The following is a 4,683-nucleotide window of genomic DNA, read 5'->3' as shown; positions in this document are numbered from 1 at the left end:
CCCCCTGAGTGGGGACGCCCGGCGTCGTTCTTAACTCTCTACAGTGCGACGGCTGGAACCGTCAGTTTTCGGCCTTAGCCCGCAGCGGGAAGCTCCCGGACGATGCGCACCTTCCAGGCAGCGTCGTCGCTGGTGTCCAGGAGGGCAACGGTGCCGGATGCGAGGTGCAGGGCAACGCGCTTGGCGTGCAGCAGCTCAAGGTAGAGGTGCTCGTTGACGCGGGCAGGGCTGTCGACGACGAACTTCACGGCGTCGCGCACTTTGCGGTAGTTGTCGCTGCGTTCGCGGTGCAGGTGCAGCTCAAGTTCGTGGCGCTGCTTGACGCGCGGCTCGTGCTTGTTCAGCCAGTTCACGGCGGCGTGGACGCCGATCACCAGGGCCAGCGAGACGGCGTAGATCCACCAGCCGGTGGACATCAGGAAGAGCGGCAGGTTGGCGATGGCCACCACTGCGATGAAAACGCGCAGGGCGACGAGCCGGCGCAGGGTCAGCGCAACGGAAGCAAGCGCGGTACGGAAACGGTGCTGATCCTTGCGCGCAGCCGCCGGGTCCAGAGTAAACTCGTCGAGAACGAGGATCCCGTTCGCGTCGGCGCCCAGCATTTGGCCGTACTTCGGAACGAACAGCTGAGGCTCCTGTGACGCATGTGAATTCGCCTCCGCGGGGGCGGAGGACAGGGGCGCGGGAGAGGTAAGAGTCATGAGTTGGCTTCCAGACGCTGTTGAGGTTTCGGATATCTTAGTGGATTAATCAACCATCCGTATGCATGGGTCCACTATGTGAACACCCGGGTGTCCATTTTTGGCCCCTGGTTGTGCCGTCCGGCACTTCAATTGGCACAGGGCGTCAGGGACGGCAGACTGAAGGGATGCAAACCTTCCTTCCCTATCCCGATTTCCGGCAAAGCGCGGCCGCGCTGGACGCCCCCCGGCTCGGCAAGCAGCGCGTAGAAGCGCTGCAGACACTCCGCGCGCTGGTCATCCCGGAATACGGATGGCAGTCACACCCCGCCATCCGTATGTGGATGGGGCACGTTCCTGCGCTCACCCTGTACGGCCTGGCCATGGTGGACGAATGGACCAAGCGCGGCTTTGACGACACCACCCGCGACAACATCCGCGAGTTCGCCCCGCAGGCCGCGCACCCCGACTACGCGGCCAAGATCCTGCTTCCGCCGTGGCTCGGCGACCCCGAATTCCATTTGAGCCACCGCTCCAACCTGATCCGCAAGGATCCGCAATTCTATGAAGGGGTGTTCCCCGGCACCGAGCGTGGCCTGGAGTACGTCTGGCCGGAGCCCCGGCACGAGTTCCTGCCGGAGGACCCAGAGGGTGAGGTTCTCTGGATCCTCCGCGAGCACGTCGGCCACGGCGATCCCGAGCAGCTGGACAAGGTTGGGCTTCCCGCCGTGGGCCGGGCGGCTTCCGCTGCTGCAGGCCCGGGAGGCGGCGCCGGTTCTGGCGCTTCATCCGGCGCCGGTGCCGGTTCGGGCGGCACCCGGGATTCCGGCGACGACGAGTACCAATTTGTCTATGCGCAGGAAACTTCGCGCCGCCCAGCCAAGGTGGCCAAAAAGGCCCCGGCCAAGCCGCTCGTGAAGAAGCCGTCGCGGAAGCGGCAGCGCCAGGAGGCGGCCTTCTCAACGCTTCCCGGCAAGTCGCCGGTGGCTGTCCCCTTCGACGGCGGCAACAAGTTCGCCGTCGGAATGGTCGTGGGCCGTCCCATCACGCTCGACGACGGGCGCTTCGGCCGCAACTTCCAGGTCACTGACATCATCGACCGGTCGGAGTTCGACTACCCGGCGCTCCTGCAGGACCCCCGCGTCTTCTTCCCCGTCCCGGCGCTCTGAGCCGGCGGATTGCTGTCCCTCGCCGATGCTCCGGCTGCTCAGGGTGCTACTCACGGGGCCCGGCAGGCAGCCATGGCGAGAGGATTCGCATCCGTCGCATACAGTTGCCATGTGACCCGCGGGACCGCGGGAGCAGTGCGAATTGGGGGATTCAGAATTGGCAGGCGAAGGAGCGGCCGAGCAGGCACGGCTGGCAGGTGAGCGCGTAGCAAAGCTCAGGCAGCAGTTAGAACAGGCCGAGCAGACGGAGAGAGCCTGGGCCAAAGGCGCGGCGGGGGAAGCACTCGTCGGACAGGTCCTGGACGGGCTAGCTTCGCAGGGGTGGCTCGCCCTGCATGATGTCCACTGGCCCGGCCGGCCGAAGGCGAATCTGGATCACATATTGGTTGGGCCCGGCGGCGTCATTGTGATCGACGCAAAGAACTGGTCCGGCGAGGTCGAAGTTCGAAATGGCGTTCTGCGCCAAAACGGTTCCTCCAGGGACCGGGCCGTCTCCGCCGTGGCGGAACAGGGGGCGGCGGTAGCAGCGCTCCTGGAACCTCAACATCGCCGGCTCGTTCAGGCTTGGTTGTGCATGGTCGACCAGCCAGACCTGGACAGCGTCGCCGGCAGCGGTGTGAGTATAAGAGGCCTTGCGAGACTCGGCCGCTCCCTGGAAGCAATGCCGGCTGCGCTCGACCCGGCCACCGTGCAGGTGATTCACGACTACCTGCTGGGCCTGCTGTCCGGAGAGACTAGTCCGCCCCTGCTGACCACGAAAGACTGGAATGCGGGACCCGCCGACCTTGACCTTGCTTCCGGGCCGGCCGTTGCTTTGGAGAGCCGGCGGTCCCGGCAGCACGCCACGACTGCGCCACACAATTCCCGCAGGAAAAGGACAGCCCGCAGCAGGCCTACGGGCTGTCTCGCGGCACTGTTCTACCTTGCATTGGCCATCTTTGTCCTAGGCCTGTTGCTCAATGCATGGCCGCACGCTCAAAGGCAGCCGCCTGTCGCGCCTCGCCCCTCGCCCTCGCTGGTCCAGCCTGTCCCGTCCAGATGAATAGGGGCATTCCAGCGTCGGCTCGCTGAGATGGCAGACTGGCCGATATGACTATCCTTCTCGCCGGTTGCGGCGACCTCGGAACCGAGGCGGGCCTGCAGTTCTCCGCAGCGGGGCACCGCGTTGTGGGCTGGCGCCGTTCACCGGACAAACTGCCGCCTGAGATCGAGGGCGCCGCGGCGAACCTAAGCACCGCCGAACTGCCGCCTGTCCCGGCGGACACGACCGCCGTCGTCATTGCAGTGGCCGCGGATGCGCCTACTGAAAAGGCATACCGGAGCGCGTACGTAGAGGGTGTTGCCCATGTCCTCGACGCCCTCGAACGCGACCATGTGACGCCCGAACGCGTCCTGTTCGTCTCGTCCACGGCCGTGTACGGCGACGCTGGAGGCTGGTGGATCGATGAATCCACGACGCCGGAACCCGCCGGATTCTCGGGCCGCATCATGCGCGAAGCCGAGGAGCTGCTGCTGAAGCGGCTCGATGGAACCGGGACCTCACCCGTAGTGCTCAGGCTTGGCGGAATTTACGGGCCCGGCCGCACCAGGCTCATCAACCAGGTCCGAACCGGCTCCGCCGTCATTCCGGACCAGCCGCGCTACACGAACCGCATCCACCGCGACGACGCCGCGGCTGCCATCGTGCATTTGCTCAGCACGCCTGACGCGCCGGCGCCGGTGTATCTGGGCGTGGACAACGATCCTGCCGAGTTGGGCGACGTTCTAGGGTTTCTGGCTGCTGAATTGGGGTTGGACGTCCCGCCGACAGGGTCCATGGGCGACGCACGAGGCGGCAACAAACGGTGCAGCAACGCGCTGCTTCGGGGAACAGGGTTCTCTTACAGGTACCCATCCTTCCGCGAGGGCTACCGCGACATTCTGGCCGGCGTCGGAGTGCGCCACCCCTGAGTCATAGCCCTCGCGGATGAGGTGCGGCCGAAGCGGCCAGGGCGCAAAACTTTTTTTCAAAAACTTTTTCCTTTTGGCCCGAAGTGACCCCCTCACCCCTAAAAATGTCACACCCCGCTGACAAAGTAGACCCATGGAAGCCATTGGGGAGCATGGAGCGAACAGCTCAGCGGGGACTGACGTCTCTGGCCTGAGTGCTGCTGCCCTGCTGCGCGGCCGCGGGCTACGCAGCGTTCCCGGCGCTGGCACCCCAGCAAAGGACACGTCCGACGGCGGTGCTGCCGCCGGGTTCCGTTCTGACGCCCCGGCGTCCGACGGCGGGGCTCCCGCCGGGTTCGCGGCGGGTTCCGGTTCCGCCGTCCAAGCATCCGCTGAGCCGGCGTCGCCGGCGCGTGCCACTCCCGATCTGCAGGCGTCCCTGGCGCTGCTTGAGTCGGCCACCGCTGCGGCGCCCGAGGAACTGGCCGCTGCCAACTTCCTCCAGGCGGCCGATTTCGCGGAACTGACCGAGGAACTCTCCCGCCGGGTCGAATACCTCCAGCTGCAGGCCGCCGCTGCGGTGGACCGGACCCGGGCCGAGGCGATCACCGCCGCCGGAACAGCCAGCCGCACCGCCGGCTGGACCACAGGCTGGGGCACCGACCCCGAACCCGAACCCGAACCCGCCGCGGCCAGCACCGCTGAACCCGCCAGCGCCACGGCCGCCGCAGTCTCCTCTGATACCGACACCCCCAACGCCACGGCCCCCGGCACCACGGCAGACGGCGCAGGCACCGCCACGCCGGCACCCCCCCGCCAGCCCGGTGGCCTGGTCCCCGGCCGACGACGGGGCCAGGAACACCGCCGAGTTCCTCCGCACCCGGCTCCGGATCAGCACCACCGAA

At 66.8% G+C, this 4,683-nt stretch carries 4 protein-coding genes and 1 pseudogene; 4 read left to right on the top strand and 1 reads right to left on the bottom strand.

Going from position 1 to position 4,683, the window contains the following annotated elements:
• Positions 1 to 74 precede the first annotated feature (74 nt).
• Entirely contained in the window at positions 75 to 701 is a 627-nt protein-coding gene (locus ACFQ50_RS24375; protein WP_377998206.1) for a hypothetical protein, read from the bottom strand.
• Between the two features lie 167 nt (positions 702 to 868).
• Between ACFQ50_RS24375 and ACFQ50_RS24370 the strand changes: the two genes are divergently transcribed.
• From ACFQ50_RS24370 to ACFQ50_RS24355, 4 genes and pseudogenes are all read left to right on the top strand, one after another.
• On the top strand, positions 869 to 1,849 hold the full coding sequence (locus tag ACFQ50_RS24370) for an MSMEG_6728 family protein (protein ID WP_377998205.1): 981 nt from the start codon (positions 869 to 871) through the stop codon (positions 1,847 to 1,849).
• Between the two features lie 142 nt (positions 1,850 to 1,991).
• Positions 1,992 to 2,891, top strand: coding sequence for a nuclease-related domain-containing protein (locus ACFQ50_RS24365; RefSeq protein WP_377998204.1), 900 nt, complete (start codon positions 1,992 to 1,994; stop codon positions 2,889 to 2,891).
• A gap of 47 nt (positions 2,892 to 2,938) precedes the next feature.
• Positions 2,939 to 3,799: an NAD-dependent epimerase/dehydratase family protein gene (locus ACFQ50_RS24360; RefSeq protein ID WP_377998203.1), complete on the top strand. Its 861-nt coding sequence runs from the start codon at positions 2,939 to 2,941 to the stop codon at positions 3,797 to 3,799.
• Positions 3,800 to 3,932: 133 nt separating this feature from the next.
• Positions 3,933 to 4,683: pseudogene (locus ACFQ50_RS24355) on the top strand (hypothetical protein); the annotation flags it as partial.

This window comes from Arthrobacter sp. NPDC056493 (assembly GCF_042795115.1).
In the GTDB taxonomy this organism is placed as follows: Bacteria; Actinomycetota; Actinomycetes; order Actinomycetales; family Micrococcaceae; genus Arthrobacter.
Note: the sequence above shows the minus strand (reverse complement) of the source record. Positions and strands in the feature narration are given on the sequence as shown.

What these genes read in the sequence shown, in the direction of transcription:
- ACFQ50_RS24360 (WP_377998203.1), top strand. Translation starts at nt 2,939, where the DNA reads ATGACTATCCTTCTCGCCGGTTGCGGCGACCTCGGAACCGAGGCGGGC.
- ACFQ50_RS24370 (WP_377998205.1), top strand. Translation starts at nt 869, where the DNA reads ATGCAAACCTTCCTTCCCTATCCCGATTTCCGGCAAAGCGCGGCCGCG.
- ACFQ50_RS24375 (WP_377998206.1), bottom strand. Translation starts at nt 701, where the DNA reads ATGACTCTTACCTCTCCCGCGCCCCTGTCCTCCGCCCCCGCGGAGGCG.